Source organism: Brevibacterium sp. 239c, assembly GCF_900169365.1.
Taxonomy (GTDB): domain Bacteria; phylum Actinomycetota; class Actinomycetes; order Actinomycetales; family Brevibacteriaceae; genus Brevibacterium.
Window position 1 is genome coordinate 81,156 of sequence record NZ_FXZH01000008.1, and the last position, 19,795, is coordinate 100,950.

Here is a 19,795-nt window from a genome sequence, read left to right on the forward strand (position 1 = left end):
CCACGTGCGAGGCTACGTCGTCATCTCCGGATTCACCTTATCGGGCGCGGGTGCGGCCTTGAGAACGAGGGTGACGACTCCGGCTGCGACCATGGCTGCACCGACGACCCACATGCCCGCGTTCTGGGTTCCGGTGAGCTCGGCGAGTCCGCCGGTGATGTAGGGCGCGAAGAATCCGGCGGAGTTGCCCAGCGAATTGATCAGCGCGAGCCCCGCGGCAGCTCCGGCTCCGGCGAGGAAGGTCTGCGGCAGCGGCCAGAAGGTCGGAAGGGCCGCACAGATGGCCATGCAGGTGATGGTCACAGCGATCATCGTGGTGAACGGCGAACTCAGGTACAGAGCAATAGGGATCGTGACGCCGCCGATGAAGAGCGGAATCGCAACGTGCCACACTCGCTCGTTGGTCTTGTCTCCGTGACGGGACCAGAAGTACATGGCGAAGGCACCGAAGACATAGGGAATCGCGGTGATGAAGCCGATCTCGACGATCGAATACTCGACGCCGAAGGTCTCCTGGAAGCCGGAGATGATGGTCGGCAGGAAGAAGCTCATCGCGTAGAGGCCGTAGACCATGCCGAAGTAGACGAAGGACAGTGCCCACACTCGCGGCTGGAGCAGCGACCGGCGGACCGGGTAGTGGAACGAGTCGGCCTTGCCCTTCTCTTCGGCGTCCATCGTCGACTGGAGCCAGTTCCGCTCCTCCGGAGACAGCCACTTGGCGTTTCGGGGGTGGTCGGTGAGGTAGAAGATGCACATGATGCCGAGCAGGATCGCGGGCACACCTTCGATGATGAACATGAAGCGCCAGCCGGCGAAATTGGCAAAGAGCGAGTCGCCGCCGGAGATCAGCCACGAGGACAGCGGTGAACCGACGACGCTGGAGAGTGGGATCGCGAGCATGAACAGCGCGGTGGCCCGGGCTCGCATGGATGAGGGGAACCAATATGTGAGGTAGAGGATGATGCCCGGGAAGAATCCCGCCTCGGCGACGCCCAGGAGGAAGCGCAGGAAGTAGAGCCACCCGTGGCTGGGCACGAATGCCATCGCCGCTGCCACGATGCCCCAACTGATGAGAATGCGGGCGAGCCAGATCCGTGCGCCGAATTTGTGCAGAGCAAGATTCGAGGGCACTTCGAGGAGGAGGTAGCCGAAGAAGAAGATGCCGGCGGCGAACCCGAACTGAGTGGCCGTCATCGCGAGGTCTTCGTTCATTCCGCCGGGGCCCGCGATACCGAGATTGGTGCGGTCGAGGTAGTTGATGAAGTACATCGCGATGATGAATGGGATCAGCCGAAGAATGACCTTTCGCAGGGTCCGCTTCTCCATTGCTGAATCGCTCGGCGGCTGCTGGCTCACAGGTGGGTTCACCTCGGATGACATGTGATCTCCCTCGATCAGTCTGAGTCGCCGATGACGGCCCTCGGCACACTACGTCGAAAACATTACGTCAGCACTGCCTGCGTTCCTATACTTCGCTCGATTTGTACCGAATACCGGGACTGGGTGCCGCCTTTGTCCGTCCGAATGCCGACCGTCGCCGAGGTGGTGCCGGAGTTCGCGTCAGGGCCAGGGTCTACGCTGGAGCCACGACCACAGGAAGGCAACGATGCAGCCGATGACCGAGCTTGACGCCGATTCCCTGCGTGAGTACTACCGCAAGTTCGCCCAGCTCGAGGCGACCGACACCTCACCGATCTACGCCGCCTGGGCCTCGGGTGTGGCTCAGGACGACGAGGTCATCAAGCACCTCCTCGATCTGCCCAAGCCGAAGCGCCAGGCCAACCTCCTCTTCGCAGCTGCCCGCCACCTCGGCGCCGGTGAAGGTGACTACGCAGCTCTGCGAACCTGGCTGCTGGAGCACTGGGAGATGACCCGGGATCTGATGCTCGCGCGGTCGACGCAGACGAACGAGGCCGGACGCTGTGCCGTGCTCCTGCCGGCGCTGGCTCAGATTGAGCGCCCGATCTCACTCATCGAGGTCGGCGCCTCGGCGGGCCTGTGCCTGTATCCCGATCGCTACAGCTACACGTACACCACAGAGTCAGGGCCGGTGACCCTCCACCCCAAAGATGGCCCGAGCACGGTCGCACTCGCCTGCGAACTGACGAATGCACCTCCACCCGACCGGATTCCCGAGGTTGCCTGGCGAACCGGAATCGATCTCAATCCCATCGACATCACCGACGGTGACCAGCAGGAATGGCTGCGCTCGCTGATCTGGCCCGAGCACAAGCTGCGCCGGGATCGCCTGAGTGCCGCGGCCTCCATTGTGTCCGCTGAGCCGCCGAGGCTGGTCCCGGGCGATCTGCTCGAGACCGTCGATTCCGTGCTGTCTGAGGCTCCCGCGCAAACGCAGAAAGTCGTATTCCACAGCGCGGTGCTTGCCTATGTCGAACCGACCGAACGCGAACGCTTCGCCGTCCTCATGCGATCGCGTGATGACGTCGTGTGGATCAGCAATGAGGGAGGCGGAGTGCTGCCGGAGATCGGAGCTCAGGTTGATCGCGAAAAGGACGGACGGTTCGTGCTCGCTGTCGATGGACGGGTAATTGCACTGACCGGACCACACGGGCAGAGCTTCGAGGGATTGGATTGACGACGCTGCTATTCAAGCAATCGATGAGTTAGCCGTATAGAGCTTGCACATCCGCAGCGAAAACACCGCGCTGACGAGCTCGGCCAAGCTCAGCGGATCTTTCAGCGAGCGTCCCGTGAGTTCGTGCACACGGCGGAGTCGATAGCGGACCGTGTTGGAGTGGCAGTACAGCTGTTCGGCGGCGCGCTCGGCCGAGCCCTCATTGTCGAAATAGGCAACAAGCGTGTCGAGTATCAACGACCGATCTGCGGCGGGCAGTTCCAAGACTCCTCTGAGCACCTCATAGGCCAGCCGCCGCCCCTCGTTCGGCTCACACGCGAGGAGCGCCGCCAAAGGACTCGAGTTGAACTCACACACCTCGGTCTGACCTGGGCGCAATGTCGACAGAGCCGTGCGTGCCAGCTGCAGGGCCCGCGGAGTTTCAGCCAACACCCTATATGGCGGGCTCACTCCTGCACGTGCCGCAATAGTTCTCAGAACGCCCAATGCAACTTCGTGCTGCTCGGAGTGGAACGACACAACCCCGAGCTGCAGCGTCGGCGTCAGCTGCCACCCCGAGACGATCCCCTGGTCCGCAAACTTCTGCTCCAGGTCGCCCAGACCTCCGCCTGCCGGGTTGCGGTTGTCAACCGCAACCACGATGAGATCCGCATCCGGAGCCAGACCGAGCAAGGTCGCCATCTCCCACGAGCTGCAATCCGGACTCGGCCGTCCTGCGAGCAGCGACTCAACCAACGCCGCACGTCGGCGCCCCTCCTCGGCGAGAAGCTCAGCCGATGCTGCCCTATACGATTCAGTCAATGCCACCGCGTGCGCGTCCGCGACTGACCACAGCCACGTCGCCACCGCGAAGATGGCTTCCGGAGCTTCGCAATCGCCTCCTGGTCTCGCCGCCTCGACCAACGCATCCCAGAGAACGCCGAAGCTGAAATGGTTCGCCTGCAAGATCTCGGCCAGAGGGATCCCCTGCTGAGCCCGACGTCTGCCCGTCTCATGCGGCGTGCTCAGCTGCAACGTGTCGTGACACTGGTTCATCGCGCTGACCGCGGCCCTCAGATTGTCCTCGATCGACTGATGAAGCTCCGCCTGAAGATGCGGCTCTGAGCGCTCGTAGAGTGGAATTCGCTCGAGAATCCTGTCATAGGCATCTCCGACGATGCGCGGCATCTGAGTCTCGGCCCAATTCACGAGTTGGTTGGCATCAGACATCGTCAGCGCCCCCGCCGGCCGGCTCATCTCTGAAAGGTGCAACCCTGTACCCATTCCTCAACCTCGCGTCCAACCGATGTGTACCGATAGTACAAGTTTCAAGCTAGTCATGCACGCATCATCCATGGCCACCTCCACATTCACTCAAATGACAAATCATCTTGATTTCACATGAGCACAGAACTCATCAGTGCACACATTTGCACAGGTTCGCGAAAACGCCGGAAGGGTGAGCATGAAAAAACCTCCCGCGCTGCGGCTATATCAATGGAACCAGATCGAGTATGACGCAGAAATTCAGATCGGCCACCGGTATCCAACAATTGTTCCAGATTACAAACTAGCTTGTTCTTCATGTCAAAGTTTCAAAAAACTCTCAAAATCCCTGGACACGGCCTGAGTGCTTCGCAAGGATGTCCTGTGGGCAACGCTCGTTGGTGCATATGCCGACATCTGAATGAGCGGGCCAACCAACGAGCGGTACTTTGGAGGTAAATTCGTGTCTCACCACGTGCAATCACGTCCCCACAGTGGTCATCGAAAGAGAAAGATGGTTCTCAGGCGAATTCTGCCTGGCATGGCCATCGGAGTTGCGGGCACACTGCTGGCGTCGACCGCGGTATCGGCACAGGGCCTCAACGTCCACGCCGACGAGCCGACGGAAGCTGGAGCCAGTGTCGCAGGCATGACCCTGGACTCGAAAGAACTCGTCGCACTGGGTAAGTCCACGGCCGCATCCAAATCGGATCCGGGTCCCAACCGCGAAGCATTCAACGGCGCCATCGGCGACGACGAAGTCGTCGACTTCGGTGCAGGCTACGAGATTCCGCTCGATGATTTCCTCAGCTTCGGTGAAGCCGGCGCTATCCACAGCGAATCGACCGCAACCGACTCCAAGAACGGCAAGGCCGTCACCGGAATCGTCGGCGCCGATGGTGGACTCACGCTCGATGGTAAAGACAACGAGTTCGGTACCGCCAACGTCGACCTCCTGTCGCTGGTCGACGCCACTGGAAAATCTGATGTCACCGACGGACTCATCGACCAAGCAGACCTGAACTTCGGCCTCGGCGGCGCCTGGGTCGAAGCAGTTGACGGCGAATTCCAGGATCCGGACGGTGTCGGCGGAATCGGCCAGTACCGCGTCGGCGACGCAAAGCTCAACCTCCATTCCCCAGCCATCGAGGACGCCGGCGACGGCGTGTCCGACGCTGCAGGTCAGATGGAAGACGAAGTCGCCGACAGGGTCAACGACGCGCTCGGCCTCGGCAAAGCCCTTCCGGGGATGAAGGTCGACACGACCGTCACCTCCGACATCCAGGATGACGTACTCGATGCAATTCTGCGTGAACCGATCAAGACCGATGACGGACTCGCCACGATCGACCTTGGAAAGGGTTCAGTCGAGGTCGACCTCGCCCGCCTCGGCGGCAACGACGACGGTGTGACCGATCGTCCAGTCGGAATCAACAACCAGGATCCGAACTCAGAGCTGATCGACGATGAGACATACCCGCTCATCGCCAGCAGCATCCACGATGCCATCGAGAAGGTCATCGACGTCGCAGTGGACACAGCGATCGAATCGCTGCGCAGTGCGAACGTGAACGTTGATATCACTGCTCTCGACGGAACCACCGCTGGATGGGACATGGACCTCACCGGAAAGGTCAGCAACTACGACTGCAAACCTTCCGGTGCGACGGGCGCCGTATCCTGCACGACGATCGACACCGTGATGAACTCGATGGAGACCGTCCTAGGCCCGATCCATGACAAGCTCGCAGACCCGGCCGGCCTGCTGTACAAGGCGTTCACCACGATCAAGACCGACATGATGACGGCCCCAATCCGCGCTGCAGTTGATCCGTTCCTCAAACTGCTGGCAGATAACCTCGTCTCGCTGCAGATCAACCACCAGGAGAAAACTGAGTGCGAGACTGCAGACGGCAAGAAGGTCGTCAGCGGAATGGACGTCTCTGCGCTGAGCCTCGGCGTTGCAGGTGGCAAGTCACGGATGGGCTTCGGTAACGCTGGAGTTCGCACCGATCCCTGCGGCAAGTCGGCAGACGCCGCGAAGCCGGGACCGGTGGAGCCACACAGCGGCACATCGATGTTCGACCCACGCAACCTGTTCCCAGGCTTGTGACACCTTCGACAGCTGCTGATCGCGATGCCAGGCATCGCAGTCGACGCAGATGCAGTACATGCGTTCATGAACACAAGGAACGTATGAGGCTCATCGCGAGATGAGCACCCGGGTGGTGGCGACACATTTCAGGTGCCGCCGCCACCCCTATCTGTCCATGAGATGCCGCCGGGAAAGACGAACTGAGCAACTGTGAGAAGACATGCCTACACGAACAAACGTCTGTTGCAGATCGTGGCAGGAGGGCTATGTCTGATCCTCTTCGTCTCGGCGTGCACTCGAGGTGACGCCTCACCCGAAGATGCGAAGACCGCGGAGTCCTCAGCAGTCGCCTCCAGCACCTGCAAGAAACCCGCGAAGAAGGTCTCGCAGACTCTGTCCAGCGGAGCGACCTGGACGATGTGCTGGGGAGTCCATCCCGATTTCGGTCTCTCTCTTTCCGAAGTCTTCATCGCTCCTCCCGGCAAGGATCCGATCAGAATCATCGATTCTGCCTCCATCGCCCAGCTGGAAGTCCCGTATGACACCGGAAAGCGCAACACATCCGATATCACTGCGGCCGGCTTCGGCGGCCGCAAGATGAAGACGCTGCAGTCCGATGCCTGCGCGGGAGACCTGAACTCGATGGAGATCCCGAAGATCGGCGACGGCAAGTACGGGGAGACCGAGACCCGCAACGTCCTGTGCACCGAGGTCATCGACGACGGACTCGCCTATCATTCGAGTGATCTCGTAGCACCGACCTCCGCCCGAAAGAACGCTTTGCGACTGTCAACGGTGTCTCGGGTGGGCTGGTATGAGTACGTCTCTCAGTACACATTCGGCTCTGATGGATCCATCGATGTGCAGCTCGGCGCAACCGGTGACCTATCGCCTGTCGACTACACGGATGAGGATCACGGTTCGGACGTCGGACATGACGAACATGCGGCGAGTCATTCGCATAACGCCGTCTGGAAGGTCCGCTGGGGGCTCGGAGGCGAAGGCGGAATGAAGGCGCAGCAGTTCGACGCCAACCCGACGGGCAAGTCCGGACCGGAATCACCGATCATGAAGGGGAAGCTGAAGGATATCGAGCACCCTGCCCTTGCACGGTGGAAGGACCGCCGGTGGTGGCGGGTCCTCAACCCCGCGGCGCTCAACGACGACGGGCATCCCATCTCCTATGAGATCGACACCGGAAAGTCGGACTCATTCGAGTTCGTCGATGACGTTGAACATACCCACTCCCACGAGGAAGAGCCCGGGTACGACGTCGGCTTCACGAACTTCAACGAATGCGAACAGTATGCGACGAAAAATCGCGGTGACTGCGGCCGTGGAGTTCCTGAGTTCGTCGACGACGGCAAGGGTCAAAAGCTCGATGACGTCGTGTCATGGGTCGCTGTCGGATTCCACCATGTCCCCCGTGATGAAGAGCAGTCGCCCATGGAGATGCACTGGCAGGGATTCAAGCTGCTCCCTCGTGATCTCACCGCTCAACGATTCGACGTTCCCAAAGGTCATGAAGAAGTGAATGGTGTTCCGGACTCAGAATGGAATCAGGAGCCGACGAATTGATCAGCTATCGCCCATAAGTAGTATTTATATTATTCAATAGACCATGCTTGGAATAGTTTCCTATAAACTTGCATTTGAAAACCAGATCGGCACGTAAATTTTTATTTAGATATCGATAATCCGATATTGTCGATTCGCCATTTTGGCTATTTGCCGATCGCGCTAACTTTTCTCAGAACGGAACAGCTGCGGCCCATGCGAATAAGCCAACTCCCAGCGCATGTAGAGGCTTTTATAGGGCGACTACAGTCGTTTATCTAAAATATTAGATTGGCTAAATTGCCCGATCTCGACGAGCTCTGCATGCGCTGCGCAAGTGTGCTGCGCCAGTGGCCTGCTCCAGCTCCCTGCGATCGGGATGGATCAGATGGATGAAGCCGGACCCCTCACTCACGCCCATCCGACAACTAGACGTGCCGCCTCGGCGGGGATCATCGGGTCGACTCCGGTCAGGTCGGCGAAGCGGCGCAGGCGATTGGCCACAGTATTGCGATGGCAGAACAGTTCCGCGGCGCTGGCTCCGATGCTGCCCGAGTGCAGGTAGGTGTGGACGGCCTCGACGAGACGTTCACGTTCGGCCGCTCCGCAGACGGCGAGCGCACGTTCGACGTCGGTGACGATGGAGTTCCCGGCCGCGTTCAGTGCCTGAGCGGCGAGTCTGGCCCAACCGCGTTCCCAGGTCATCGCCCCCACCTCATCATGTGTGAGCAGCTGCGCCAGATCTCGAGCGGTCAGCGCTGACCTGCGCAGGGACCCGATGCCGGCCGCGTGGACCAAACCCACCCGCACCTCGGCGAGGCGACGTTCGGTCGCTTCCAACCGCGACCCGGCGAGCTCGGACGTGCGAGTGAAGGCAATGAGGACATCGCCGAGGTGGTGCGTGAACATGGTCCCGCCTGCGCGCTCGTGATCGGAGATGAGCACCCGCAGCGCCGAGGTGTCCTCACCGCGGGCGGCCACGACGAGCAGCGGACGTTCCGGATCGAGGCCCAGCGCCGAGGCGATCGTGGACAGACGCTCGTCCGTCGGGTGAAGATCGTCGAACAGTCCCGCGATGAGTCCCTGCCGGACGGAGGATTCTTCCTCCCGCATCCGCTGCTGTTCGGCGGCGTAGGCCTGCTGAACCTGGGAGACGTATTCGTCGACGGTGGAGAGCACGATCCCCGTGTGTCGGATGACGAGCTCCGCGTCGTCTTGCGTCGCGACCCTGGTCAGCGCCTCCCACAAGACGTTGAAGTCATGCCGGATCGCCGTCATCAGTGCCTCCAGCGGAATCCCCACCCGAGCGCGTGAGACCCCAACCTCCGTGGACACCGCAACCGGGCCGTCGAAACCACCGGCACGCAGACCTTCGACGAGGGATTGAAATGAACTATGACCGGTCCGCCGCAGTTCTGAGACCGGAATCGGGGCGGGATCGTAGCCGGGCACTCTGACGACTCGTGACATGAACCGTTCGGTGAGCTGTTCGAGATCGAGGGCATCGAGGAGTTCGATCCAGCGCTGACGGTCTCCCGGCAGCGGCTGATCCCTGAGCTGTCTCTCATGTGTTGGCGGCATCGTCCTAGACTATGTGCAGTTGCACAATCTAAAACAGCGTTTCCGGGGCAAAAGATGCTCGAAATCGTGCGATCTCACTCTGTAGTGTTCTAAGTTACAGGTTGAATGCCCAACCACGTCCTGCGCTCGATGGAGAAATACATGAGTCACAACGACCCAACTGCTGCGGCGGAATACTCCGCGACGCAGGAGCTCAGCATCAAGGATGCCAACAAGGTCGCCCTCGGCGCCCTGCTCGGCACCGCACTCGAATGGTATGACTTCTTCCTCTTCAGCGCGGCTGCGGCATTGGTCTTCAACGTCCAGTACTTCACCAGTGAGAACGCAACCGCGGCCGCAATGGCTTCGTTCGCCACCTTCGGCGTCGGACTTGCCGCTCGCCCGATCGGCGGACTCATCTTCGGTCGCCTCGGCGACAAGGTCGGCCGCCGCCGGGTCCTCATGGTCACGATCGTCGGCATCGGCATCGTCACCGGCCTCATCGGCGCTTTGCCGACCTACGCCGCGATCGGCTTCGCCGCTCCGGTGCTGCTCGTGCTCCTGCGCATCCTGCAGGGCCTGTTCGTCGGTGGTGAATGGTCGGGTGCCATGACGCTCGTCGTCGAGAACGCCCCACTTCACCTGCGCGCACGCTACGCCGCGATTCCTCAGATCGGTTCGCCCATCGGCACCATTCTGTCCTCCGGCGGCTTCTTCATCATGACCCTGATCCTGTCGGCCGACAGCTTCAGCGCCTGGGGTTGGCGCATCCCGTTCCTCGCCGCCATCCCGCTCCTCCTCGTCGCCGTCTACATCCGCAGCCGCCTCGAGGAATCCCCGGTCTTCCGCCAGCTCGAGGAATCCGGTGAGCTCGAGAAGAGCCCCGTGCGCACCACCTTCCGCGACAGCTGGAAACAGATCATCGTCGGCATGGCCGCTGCCCTTCTGGGCGTCGGCGGGTTCTACCTCGTCACCGCATTCTGCGTCTGGTACGGCGTCAACGTCCTCGGCTACGACGATTCGCTTCTGCTCCTTGGCAGCATGGTCGCCGCCGCTGTCGAGATCTTCTGCCTCATCTGGGGTGGAGCGCTCGGAACGAAGTACGGGGCCAGCAAGGTCATCCTGTGGGGTGGAATCGCCTCGGCGGTGGTCGCCGTTCCGGCCTTCCTCATGTTCGCCTCCGGCCAGCCGGTCCTCGTCGTCCTCGCTATGACACTGGCTGTCGGCACACTGTCACTGCCCTACGCCGCCTCCGGCACCGTGATGACCGGCCTGTTCCCAGCCAGCACCCGCTACACCGGCGTCGCCCTGGCCCAGAACGTCGCCGGCATGCTCTCCGGTTTCATTCCGCTGGCAGCCACCGGACTCGTCGCCGCGGCGGCCAATCACTGGTGGCCGGCCGCTGCGATGCTGGCCTTCCTGTCCCTGTTCACGGCTTTCGCCGGGGCCGTCGCACCGCGCCTGAGCGTCGATCTGCCCGGCTTCAAACACTGAGCAACGCTCGCCGAGGTGGGCCGCCGTGAGCACGGCGGACCACCCGCGCCCCCGCCTGCCCTCACACACCATCGCTTCGCCTTAGGAAGGACCCACACGCATGTTCCGCTCGGCCGGTCATCACATCGTCAATACTCTGGAGAACGCTGGAATCCAGCGGGTCTACGCCGTTCCCGGCGAAAGCTACCTCGACGTTCTCGATGGTCTCTACGACTCCTCGATCGAGACAGTCGTGTGCCGTCAGGAGGGCGGTGCCGGGTTCATGGCTCTGTCCGAGTCGCGCCTGACCGGCCGGCCCGGAATCGCCATGGTCACGCGTGGGCCGGGGGCGGCGAACGCCATGATCTCTGTGCACACCGCCTACCAGGACGCCACTGCACTCGTCCTGTTCGTCGGACTCGTGCCCATCGCGGACCGTGCCCGAGAGTCCTTCCAGGAATTCAGCCTGCCCGAGTGGTTCTCCTCGACCGCGAAGAAGGTCATCATCATCGATGATGAGGATCGCGCCGGTGACCTCACGGCCGATGCCCTGCGCATCGCCGCATCCGGGCGCCCCGGCCCCGTCGTCGTGGGACTGCCAGAGGATGTCCTCGTCCGCATGACAGAGGCACCGGACACAGCCCCGGCCCCGATCGCCGAACCTCAGCCCTCTGCAACAGACCTCGAATCCCTGGCCACACGCATCGGCAATGCAGCGAAGCCGGCCTTCGTCCTCGGCGGGGACGGCTGGCACGAGGGCCACGGGCGGGCGCTGCTCGACCTGGCCGCCTCGGCGGGGATTGCGGTCTACTGCGATTGGCGCGCCTACGACGCCGTCCCCCACACCGGACCCGCCTGGGCCGGCTGGTTGGGCTATGGCCGCGCCGAGGCAGTCGCCGCCGGATACGGTGATGCCGACCTTCTCGTCTTCGTCGGTGCCACCCGATCCGATGTGGCCAGCGACGGCTACACGCGCGGCTTCGACGCGGAGACCGTCGTCGTGGGGCTCGACCCGGAGGCAACCCAGCATGCCGGGCGCATCGACCAGCAGATCCTGGCCTCCCCACGCAGCTTCGTCACGGCGCTGACCGCGTCCACCTCGGTGAACGGCTCGATCGATGCGGCTGATCTGCGCGGGGAGCGCACCGATGAGTGGATGACCTCCCGTTCGGACGTGCAGTCGAAGGTCGCCGCACATCGTCCCGACGCCGAGGTGGCCGGAGCGGTTGCTCGAACCGGCGTCGATCTCGGGGTGGCGTTCGGGATCCTCGACGACCGACTCGACGGGGAAGCCGTGCTCACGTACGGGGCGGGCAACGCCACGATCTGGGGCCACCGCTTCATCAGGCATCTTCAATCGGCGAGCCTCGTCGGTGCCCGCAACGGGGCCATGGGTCTGGCTGTGCCCGGCGCCGTCGCGGCCTCACTCGCCTTCCCAGAACGTCGTGCGGTCGCGATCTGCGGCGATGGCGACTTCCTCATGAACGGTCAGGAGCTGGCCACGGCCTTCGCTCACGGGGCGAGTCCGCTGGTCATCGTCGCCGACAACGGCGTGTACGGCACGATCGTCCAGCACCAGGTCAACCACTATCCGGGCAGGCCCTCGGGCACACGCATGGTCAACCCCGATTTCGCGGTATGGATGTCATCCTTCGGCGGACACGGCGAACGCGTGGAGAAGACCGAAGACTTCGAGGCGGCCCTCGACCGCGCCCTGGCAGCAGAGGGCCCGGCGCTCATCCACGTCCTCATCGATTCCGAGCTCATGCCTCCGGCCGCCGATGAGATCGCAGGCTGACGCTGCCACACGCATGACACAGTCGCACTCCTGACTCTGCCTCACCCCTGACATCTCCCCAGCACACCCGAAAAGGACGCACCATGACACAGACCCCCATTTCGCAGACTCCCGCAGCACAGGCCGACCGTGACGACGAGTTCCTCGCCGACTGGTCCGTGCATTCGCGATTCGGAGCCGTCGAGGGCACGAACGGCGTCGATCGGCAGGCGGCGAGCGCTGCCGATGGCGAGCAGCGCAAATGGTTCGCCGAGCTGCTGGAGAAGCACGGGTTCAGCGTTCACCGGGATGCGATCGGCAATCAGTTCGGTCTGCTCGAACTCGTTCCCGGCGCCCCTTACGTCCTCACCGGATCGCACATGGATTCGCAGCCGACCGCCGGCCGCTTCGATGGGGCGTATGGCGTCATGTCCTCGGCCCACGCCTGCTTCGCCGTCGCCGATGAGCTGCGCGCCGACCCTGCAAGGGCGAAGTACAACCTCGCCGTCATCAACTGGTTCAACGAAGAGGGCTCGCGCTTCAAACCCTCGATGATGGGCAGCAATGTCTTCACCGGCAAGGCCGAGCTCGAGGCGGCACTGGCCACCACCGATCCCAAAGGAATCACCGTCGCCGAGGCGCTCGATGCCATCGGTGAGCGCGGAGACTTCACCGCACCCGAGATTGCCGCCTATGCCGAGATCCACGTCCAGCAGGGTCGCAGCATGGAAGAGGACGGGGTCACGATCGGCCTCGTCAATGCCACCTGGGCCGCCCATAAGTACGAATTCCGTGTCACCGGGGAGCAGGCCCACAGCGGATCGACCCTGATGAGTGACCGCCGCGATGCTCTCCTCGGTGCCGCTCGCCTGGTGGTGGCCGCCCGTGAGCTCGTCGACGAATTCGACGCTGGGGCGCTGCACACCGCGTGCGGTGAGCTCAACGTCTACCCGAATTCCCCGGTCGTCGTCGCGAGCGAGGTCGGGCTGCTCCTCGACCTGCGATCGCCGCGCGCCGAGGTGATCGCCGCCGCCCACGATTCCCTCATGTCCACAATCGCGAAGGTCAAGGACGAGGTCGGTGTCGAGATCGAGATCGTCGCCGAACACAGCTGGGATCAGAACCCGTATTCCGAGGACGGGGTCGAGCTGGCACGATCAGCCGCCGAGGACCTGGGACTCACCTCGGCGAGGGTGATGACCGTGGCCGGCCACGACTCGACGAACATGAAGGACACCGTCCCCACGGTCATGCTCTTCATCCCCAGCGTCGGCGGTGTCTCGCACAGCCTGCAGGAGTTCACGAAGGACGAGGATCTCGTCTCCGGCCTGCATCACCTCACCGAGGTGGTGCGGCGGCTGGCCGCTGGCGCGCTGGGCTGAGCTCGCCCCTCCCGCTTCCGCTTCCGCTTCCGCTTCCGCTAGCCAAAAGTGCCCTGGTAGAGCACAAATGCTCTACGTGAGCACGTTTGGCTTGCGGGCGTCAGGGCTCGCCGCAGCCGGGACACATAGGTGCGTCAATTGATGGGCTCGACGTCCTGGTTCTCATCGACGAGCTCTTCGGCCAGCGTCTCCCACTTGTCATAGGCATCGGGGTGTCCTGAGCCTTGGACCGCCTGGGCCGCGGCGCCGGGATCCATCGTCTCCCACCCCGCGATCTGAAGCAGCCCCGGGTTCGGGCACTCTGGATTGACTCCGTAGAAGGACTTCGAGGCGTACACCGCATCGGTGATCTGCCCGTGGGTCCCCCAACCGTATGACGGCCGCTGTTGGAACAGTCCGGCAGAGTCTTTGTCGCCGCTGTCGAGATTCCGCAGACTCGATTCCTGCAGCGCGGTCATGACAGCGATCTTCTGAGCCTGGTTCGAGAGTTCAGAGCCCTTGCCGACGGCGATGATGGTGCGCGCATTGTCGATCTGCTCCTGGGTGAGCTGGCTGGTGTCCTGGGTGCTGCTGATTTCACCGCCGTCGGGGGCCTTGCTCGTAGGAGGAAAAATCTCCGCAGGCACTGCGGTCGCCGCCGACGCGCCACCGGCGAGGAAGCCTGCGGAAAGAGCTGCCACCGCTAATGCTCGTGCAAGTTTCATCGGTTCTGATTCTCCTGAAATTTTCTCAATAGAGCAATGGGCATTGTGTTGAGCGGTTGGTCCGCACACAGTATCCTCACTCGAGAAAGACACGGACCTCTGAAAACTCGCCCACGCCCCAGCCTCTCGAAGGGACAATGTCGCCTGCAACGAACACGGAGCCAACGGCTGTTGAATTGTGCTGATCCGGCGGCGTGTCGAAGCCGCACCGCGGCCGACGCTGCACTGCGATTGACGCACTACGGCCGACGCCGAAGCAGTACTCTTGCCCCATGGACTCGACACTGCCTGAGGAAGCTTCCCGCTCAGTCGAGTCATATCTGCGAGTCGCCGACCGACTGCTGCCGGGTGCGGTCATCGCATGCGCAGTCGGTGGGTCCATCGCCCTTGATGCCTACCGACCGGGCCGCAGCGATATCGATGTCATCGCTGTGCTCAGCGATGAGTGGAAAGACCACCGCAGCCTCATGGCCCGCTTGAGGCTTCTGCATCTCTCTCAGGTGCCCCGCCTGACCGTCCGTGCTGCACGCGGTCTGGGGTTCAGCGCATGCTGCAACACCGTGTTCGTCTGGCAGTCCGAGATCTCCCGCGCGGTGGCCGAGATCCACCCGGTCGCGTCCCACGTAGGCGAGGTCTTCGACGCTCAGGGCGCGTTCGACGTCAATCCGGTGATCTGGAAGGAACTTATCGACGGCGGCATCTCCGTCCGCGGCGGCCCCGTCTCGGATTGGAGTCTCGACTCCGAGCCGGGTGAACTCCGTAACTGGGTGGCGCGCAACGTCCGCGAGTATTGGGCCCCGCTAGCTGAAAGCGCCCGCGGAGGTCGACACACCTTGTCAGCTGGAGCTGTGGAATGGTGCCTTCTCGGACCGGCGCGAATGCACTATACCCTCCTGACCGGGGAGATCATCAGCAAGGAGGGTGCAGGAAGGCATGCGCTCGATGCTTTCCCTGATCACTCGGCGATCATCGAGGTTGCCCTCGCCCAGCTGCGAAGCGATCCGCTTCCGACAACCCCACCTCGTGATCAGTGGCGTGCTCTGACTGCGTCTGCGATGGAGTCGATCATCGCCGACTCCCCAGTGAACGACCTCAATTGATGTCGTCGACGTCCTGGTTGTCATCGACGAGCTGCGCGGCAAGGGGTTCCCACTTCGCGTATTCGTCGGGGAAAGCCGAGGACTGCACGTCCTGCGCGGCCCGACCCGAGTCGATGTTCTCCCAGTTGTCGATCTGGGTCAGGCCCGGATTGGGGCTGTCGGGGTTGACTCCATAGAACGACTTCGAGGCGAAGACGGGATCCTCCACCTGCTCGGCCGATCCCCAGTTCATCGAGGGGCGCTGCTGGAACGCTCCGACGGAGTCACGATCCCCGCCGTCGAGATTCTGCAGGTTCGACTCCTGCAGTGCGGTCATCACGGCGATCTTCTGGGCCTTCTCCGACAAGTCTGCGCCCTTACCGACACCGATGATGGTGCGAGCATTGTGGATCTGCTCGGAGCTGAGCTCATCCGGATCGTCGATGCCCACGGCTGTGCCGTCGCCCTGGCCCTGACCGGCCCCCGAGACGTTCTCGCTCGGCTGGTCGACGGCTCCTGAGATCGGACCCGCCGCGGCCGAAGTCACCGCCCCCAGGGAGAGACCCCCTGCGATGACGGCAGCGGACAGTGCAGTCACCGCAAATTTGCGCACGCTTTTCATCTGTTCTCACTTTCCTGTTGGATCGGGCGAGCTGCCCGGACGGCGTCCTGATCGGATTCGGAACACATCTGCTTCCTGCTTTCGGCACAGGGATGCTCCGGTAATCGCCTCACACCACACTGTCGGACGCAGGTAGGCGGTTCAATGCCGAGACGCTCATAGGTGGCTTAGTCTCGCAGCAACGAATCGGAAGGGGCTGGTGAGCATCAGCTCAGAATTCGCTGGATGCTCTGCGACACTACGGGGCGCCCGCACGCATCCGTGACCCGGGTCTCGGCCCGCCCATCGGGCCACTCGAAGGTGAGGGTCAGGCTCCATTCAGGCGCGCGTCTGTCTACCTCACAACCTCGCGTGATGTGTTGTCGATACGGCGGGTCCAACCGCGACCGTCGAGGTATTCGAGCAGGGGAATGACGACGCGCCGCGTGGTGCCCAGAGCCTTCCTGGCCGCACTCGTCGTGAACGGCTGGTCCAGTCGCGCAAGCAGTCGCATCGCCTGTGCCGGTGTCCGTGGTGACACAACCACACCATCGCCGAGGCGCAGGAGCCGTCCCGCGGATTCGGCGACAGCAAGCTCTCGCACTCCCAGTCGGAGTTCTCGCAGGTCATCGGCTTCGGGAGCTGCGAAGGGATTGGCCGCCAAGCGTCGTTCCACCTCGGCGACGCCTGCCTCGGCCGGACCCAGATCGGCGGTGTGACCGGGCGGGCGGACCATGCCTTTGACCATATCGAGGCCGGCGCGAGAGGCGATGGCAGCGACGAGTTCCTGACCGCCGCTGTCAGGCAATGGAGGGTCGACGCGGCGCAGCTCTTCGGCCAGTGCCTTCTCGGGCACACCAGCAGCCAGAGGCTCTGCCGCCAGCTTCGCCCTCACGATGGTCTCCGCGTTCTCGACCCACTTCTCGAGTGTCTGCCGGTGGACGAGCCATCCTCCGGCGATCTCTTCAACGCCCGCGACGGCGTCGGGAAGCGTCAGTCCGAAGCGCACCAATCTGGCCCGTTCCACGGCTCCACGGCGGGCCACCTCGGCGAGGATGTCCCCGGTTTCCGGACGCCCGTTCAGCTCTCGGGCACGCCGGGTGCCGGCTCCACGGCGGCCGAGTTCGGGAGGGTCGACATCGAGGACGACGACGCCTGCAAAGACGTTGCGGCTGCCGGGGCTGCGCAGCACGATCCGGTCCGTGACCTGCAGCGGCAGCGGACGCTCGAGTGTGAGGCGGGCGTGGTCACCGTCGAAGGGCCTCATGTGCACCGCGACCGCGGCGGTTCCGATGTGGAGCATGAGTCCGTGCACGCCCTCGTCGAGCAGCTGGCCCATGGTTCGGCGAACGTCGATGATGTCGACGATCGGCCATGCATCGTCGGTGATGAGAGCGTCACCGCGGTGGATATCATCGGCTGCGACCTCGCGCAGATTCACGGCGACACGGGCGCTGGGGGCGACCTCCTCGGCGGAGGAGTTCCGGCTCTGCAGACCACGGACGGCCGGCGCCTCGTCCGAGGTCTCCCCGACGAGGCGCAGGCGGTCCCCGGTGCGCAGAGTTCCGGCCGTGAGCGTGCCGGTGACCACGGTGCCGGCGCCCTTGATCGTGAAGGCACGGTCGACCCACAGCCGCAGTCGGGCCTCCGCGTCGGGGGCCGGAGCTTTGGCGGTGACGGCATCGAGCGTCGCGACGAGTTCGTCGAGTCCGTCCCCGGTAGCCGCGGAGACGGTGAGCACCGGAGCATCGGCCAGCGGTGTACCCCGCAGTTCTGCTCTGATCTGGGCCTCTGTCGCTGCGACCGACTCGGGGGCGAGGTCAGCGCGGGTGATGACGACGAGGCCACGGGTGATGCCCAGCGCGGTGATCGCGTCCCGGTGGTCACTCGACTGGGCCTGCCACCCCTTGTCCCCTGCGACGACGAAGCACACGATGGGGGCCGGGCCGATGCCTGCGAGCATGTTCGCGAGGAACTTCTCATGCCCGGGAACGTCGACGAAGGCGAGTTCCCTCCCGGACGGCAGAGTCGTCCAAGCGAAGCCGAGGTCGATCGTCAGACCCCGCTTCCTCTCCTCTGCCCACCGGTCCGGTTCCATCCCGGTCAGGGCGTTGACCAGGGTGGACTTCCCGTGATCGACGTGGCCGGCGGTTGCGAGAACGTACATCTCAGGCATGGTTCGTGAAGTCCGGATCATCGCCGAAACCCACATCATGGTCGCCGAGGCGGCTCCGCGTGTTCGCACGAGCCCGGTTCACGGCCTCGCCGATCAGATCGTCATCGGCTTCGGGAACGCAACGCAGGTCGATGAGGCATCGTCCCTGGTGAACTCGGGCGACGACTGCCGGGTCGCCGAGGCGCAGCGGGCGGGCGAGCTCCTCGGGCAGTTCGATGGCCCATCCGGGAAGGGGAACACCGGGGGCTCCCCCGCCTCCGACGCGACCGTCATGGGCGACGACGGCTCCAGAGGCAAGCTCTGCCAGGTGCTCGGTGCGTTCTTTGAGTCTGTCGAGATCGATGTGCAGTGCCTCATGGACCGGGTTCTCGGTGTTCGCAACCGTCGCCTCGATTGCGGCCAACGTGAGTTTGTCGGTGCGCATTGCCCTGGCCAGGGGGTGCTTCGCGATGCGCTGGACGGCGTCGCTGCGACCGAGGATGAGGCCCGCTTGAGGACCGCCGAGGAGTTTGTCACCGCTGACGATGACGACATCGGCTCCGGCGGCGAGCGCGCTGGCGATATCGGGTTCGTTGGGCAGATACGGGTCGGGTTCGAAAAGTCCGCTTCCCAGATCGGCGATGAGGGGAAGGTCGTGCTCGTCGGCGAGTTCACGCAGCTGCGCAATCTCAACCGAGGCGGTGAAGCCTTCGACTCGGAAGTTGCTTGTGTGGACCTTGAGCAGGCTCGTAGTTTCGGCGGTGATGGCCTGCGCATAATCGTCGAGGTGGGTGCGGTTCGTCATTCCGACTTCGCGCAGCCGGGACCCGGTCGTGGCCATGAGGTCGGGAAGGCGGAAGCCGGCTCCGATCTCGATGAGTTCGCCGCGGCTGATGACGATCTCACCGGGACCACCCGTGTTACCAGCGCCGACGCCGTCTTCACGGCACAGCGCTGTCACGGCGAGCAGCAGGGCCGCGGCACCGTTGTTGATGACCAGTGCGTCTTCGGCGTCTGGGCAGGCACGCAGAAGTGCCTGCTTGGCGCCGGTCCCCCGCTTGCTTCGCTTGCCGCTGACCAGGTCCAACTCAACGTCGACATAGCCGGCCGCATCGGCCACGGCCCGGCGAGCGGACTCGGACAGAGGAGCCCTGCCCAGATTGGTGTGGACGATGATTCCGGTGGCGTTGAGGACCGGGGTCAGTGACGATGCCGAGTCGGAACTTAAGCGGGAGATGATGGTGGGGGCCACCTCGGCGACGGGAATCTCACCGTTGCGAGCAGCGGTCTGAGCTTCGGAGATGATCGCTTTGATCGTCGCCTGACTCCGGCTCTCACCTGCGGCGATGACCTCGGGAAGGGCGAGGAGATGATCGGTGCGCGGGATGCTGCGCCGCGGATCCGTATCGACCAAGACTGCGTTCTCCTTCACTGCGGTGGTGGCGGAGGCGGACGGGAATCGAACCCGCCAGACCGAGATACTCGGTCTCACCGGTTTTGAAGACCGGGGAGCCCACCAGGACTCGGACGCCTCCGTGTGAAATCCTACCCCGCGTGGCCGGTGCTATCGC

14 protein-coding genes and 1 tRNA gene are annotated in these 19,795 nt (G+C 63.5%); 7 read left to right on the plus strand and 8 right to left on the minus strand.

The window, feature by feature from the left end; genetic code table 11:
* Positions 1-12: 12 nt before the first annotated feature.
* Complete coding sequence (locus BSP239C_RS09390) at positions 13-1,380, minus strand: MFS transporter (protein WP_257930150.1); 1,368 nt, start codon at positions 1,378-1,380, stop codon at positions 13-15.
* A gap of 235 nt (positions 1,381-1,615) precedes the next feature.
* Here BSP239C_RS09390 and BSP239C_RS09395 point away from each other — a divergent pair, with 235 nt between their 5' ends.
* Positions 1,616-2,596 (plus strand): DUF2332 domain-containing protein, encoded by a 981-nt coding sequence (locus BSP239C_RS09395; protein ID WP_101572348.1) that lies wholly within the window; start codon positions 1,616-1,618, stop codon positions 2,594-2,596.
* Between the two features lie 12 nt (positions 2,597-2,608).
* Here BSP239C_RS09395 and BSP239C_RS09400 read toward each other — a convergent pair whose 3' ends face one another.
* Positions 2,609-3,832: a CdaR family transcriptional regulator gene (locus BSP239C_RS09400; RefSeq protein WP_219618875.1), complete on the minus strand. Its 1,224-nt coding sequence runs from the start codon at positions 3,830-3,832 to the stop codon at positions 2,609-2,611.
* Between the two features lie 550 nt (positions 3,833-4,382).
* Here BSP239C_RS09400 and BSP239C_RS09405 point away from each other — a divergent pair.
* The gene (locus BSP239C_RS09405) at positions 4,383-5,954 is read left to right on the plus strand and encodes a choice-of-anchor G family protein (RefSeq protein ID WP_180958970.1); all 1,572 of its coding nucleotides are present in this window, start codon (positions 4,383-4,385) and stop codon (positions 5,952-5,954) included.
* 192 nt (positions 5,955-6,146) lie between these two features.
* The gene (locus BSP239C_RS09410) at positions 6,147-7,514 is read left to right on the plus strand and encodes a copper amine oxidase (RefSeq protein ID WP_101572188.1); all 1,368 of its coding nucleotides are present in this window, start codon (positions 6,147-6,149) and stop codon (positions 7,512-7,514) included.
* 390 nt (positions 7,515-7,904) lie between these two features.
* Here BSP239C_RS09410 and BSP239C_RS09415 read toward each other — a convergent pair whose 3' ends face one another.
* A complete protein-coding gene (locus BSP239C_RS09415) occupies positions 7,905-9,074 on the minus strand; it encodes a CdaR family transcriptional regulator (RefSeq protein ID WP_101572190.1) in 1,170 nt (389 codons plus the stop codon).
* Positions 9,075-9,215: 141 nt separating this feature from the next.
* Here BSP239C_RS09415 and BSP239C_RS09420 point away from each other — a divergent pair, with 141 nt between their 5' ends.
* From BSP239C_RS09420 to BSP239C_RS09430, 3 genes are all read left to right on the plus strand, one after another.
* On the plus strand, positions 9,216-10,547 hold the full coding sequence (locus tag BSP239C_RS09420; RefSeq protein ID WP_101572192.1) for an MFS transporter: 1,332 nt from the start codon (positions 9,216-9,218) through the stop codon (positions 10,545-10,547).
* A 100-nt stretch (positions 10,548-10,647) separates the two neighbouring features.
* On the plus strand, positions 10,648-12,324 hold the full coding sequence (locus tag BSP239C_RS09425) for a thiamine pyrophosphate-dependent enzyme (protein WP_101572194.1): 1,677 nt from the start codon (positions 10,648-10,650) through the stop codon (positions 12,322-12,324).
* Between the two features lie 83 nt (positions 12,325-12,407).
* Complete coding sequence (locus BSP239C_RS09430; protein ID WP_101572195.1) at positions 12,408-13,685, plus strand: M20 family metallo-hydrolase; 1,278 nt, start codon at positions 12,408-12,410, stop codon at positions 13,683-13,685.
* 134 nt (positions 13,686-13,819) lie between these two features.
* Here BSP239C_RS09430 and BSP239C_RS09435 read toward each other — a convergent pair whose 3' ends face one another.
* Positions 13,820-14,389, minus strand: a complete 570-nt coding sequence (locus BSP239C_RS09435; protein ID WP_101572197.1) for a hypothetical protein — start codon at positions 14,387-14,389, stop codon at positions 13,820-13,822.
* A gap of 272 nt (positions 14,390-14,661) precedes the next feature.
* On the opposite strand from BSP239C_RS09435, the gene BSP239C_RS09440 reads away from it, so the two are divergent.
* Positions 14,662-15,489, plus strand: coding sequence for an aminoglycoside adenylyltransferase domain-containing protein (locus BSP239C_RS09440; protein WP_101572200.1), 828 nt, complete (start codon positions 14,662-14,664; stop codon positions 15,487-15,489).
* Here the strand turns inward: BSP239C_RS09440 and BSP239C_RS09445 are convergent.
* The 4 genes from BSP239C_RS09445 to BSP239C_RS09460 all read right to left on the minus strand — a co-directional run bounded on the left by BSP239C_RS09445 (position 15,482) and on the right by BSP239C_RS09460 (position 19,759).
* Entirely contained in the window at positions 15,482-16,090 is a 609-nt protein-coding gene (locus tag BSP239C_RS09445) for a hypothetical protein (protein WP_101572202.1), read from the minus strand. The two genes, BSP239C_RS09440 and BSP239C_RS09445, sit on opposite strands and share 8 nt — an antisense overlap.
* 334 nt (positions 16,091-16,424) lie before the next feature.
* Entirely contained in the window at positions 16,425-18,236 is a 1,812-nt protein-coding gene (selB, locus tag BSP239C_RS09450; protein ID WP_180958971.1) for a selenocysteine-specific translation elongation factor, read from the minus strand.
* 1 nt (position 18,237) lies between these two features.
* Positions 18,238-19,638, minus strand: coding sequence for an L-seryl-tRNA(Sec) selenium transferase (selA, locus tag BSP239C_RS09455; RefSeq protein ID WP_101572206.1), 1,401 nt, complete (start codon positions 19,636-19,638; stop codon positions 18,238-18,240).
* 26 nt (positions 19,639-19,664) lie between these two features.
* Positions 19,665-19,759: transfer RNA gene (locus BSP239C_RS09460), tRNA-Sec, on the minus strand.
* Between the last annotated feature and the right edge of the window lie 36 nt (positions 19,760-19,795).